The organism is Sphaerospermopsis reniformis (assembly GCF_005402885.1).
In the GTDB taxonomy this organism is placed as follows: domain Bacteria; phylum Cyanobacteriota; class Cyanobacteriia; order Cyanobacteriales; family Nostocaceae; genus Sphaerospermopsis; species Sphaerospermopsis kisseleviana.
This window is the reverse complement of the sequence record NZ_BJCE01000499.1, coordinates 1-1,063: the sequence shown is the minus strand read 5'-3', so window position 1 is coordinate 1,063 and position 1,063 is coordinate 1. Positions and strand designations below refer to the sequence as shown.

Below are 1,063 nucleotides of genomic sequence, written 5' to 3'. Positions count from 1 at the left end.
ATTTTTTCCGGGCTATACTAACAGTAACTATCTCTAGCCCTGATGATTACGTCAAGTCTGGCTGAAATGAGAACATCCTCAAAGCCATACACAGACTGCCTTTTTAATTTTCGGACAGGTCTAATGACCGCTTTGCTGTGGAGTTAACTAAACCTCTCAAAGCTACAGATGGCACGGTTGCGTTTCCTGCTGGTACTGTTGTGGTTGCTAAAACTACATCTGTAAGTAAGAGTAATTTGGTTTCGGCTACTGGCATTGCATTGGTTTATCCTAATTCCCAAGGTACAATTAAACAGGAAACAATACCAGCTAATACGTTATTAATTAGGGGTAAAAATAAGCGTCCATTACTTGCTCAAAAACTGCATGATGCAGGGTCAGATATTGCCAAACAAGATTTATTGGTAGGATTACTGAGTAGTTTGGGGAGAGTGGGTAGTATAGTTAATCAACCTCGTACTCAATCTAGCACTGTTGTTTCTGGTGGAAGTTTTAATCAAAGTACGGTTACTACTAATGCTGACCCGCAGATATGGGCTGCTGCATTGGAGGGATTTTTTGATCCATTGAGCGATCGCTTATCGAGACGTTCTGATCAAGCAGTGCAAGAATTATTGCAACGTCCTAATATTCAGTATTTACCTGAAGGTATGGAGGTTTCAGTTGTTGTTAATAATTTCTTGAAAGTTGAAAGGTAAGTATTCAGCTATCAGTAATCAGCTTTTAGCGTTTCTTAGTCTAGTAATGTACACTCTAATTGATTTACTGTTTACTAAAACTAAAAAAATCTGTACCTCACTAGCTTGAGAAATGCTATATAACAGCAAAAACAAAGATTTAGCAAATTGAGATAATTTACACTCTGCGCGGTTGTTTTCATTCTTTGTATTTAGCATTGAAAGCTTTTAGCGGAGCGTGCTGTATGACTTCTGCTTACAGGGTAAGAGCATCTCAATCAGGCTTGACATAAGGGCTTATCGGAATCTAATGTAGAGTCAATGAAACAAGAACTGAGAACTTGAATCATGTAATCGTTATCCATAGCAGTGCGTTTCATTTTTTG

The 1,063-nt window shown here is 38.2% G+C and carries 1 protein-coding gene; it reads left to right on the top strand.

Annotated features, from left to right (window positions below; all coding sequences use genetic code 11):
* The first annotated feature begins 137 nt into the window (after window positions 1-137).
* Complete coding sequence (locus FFR48_RS28025; RefSeq protein WP_236104234.1) at window positions 138-698, top strand: hypothetical protein; 561 nt, start codon at window positions 138-140, stop codon at window positions 696-698.
* The last annotated feature ends 365 nt before the right edge of the window (window positions 699-1,063 follow it).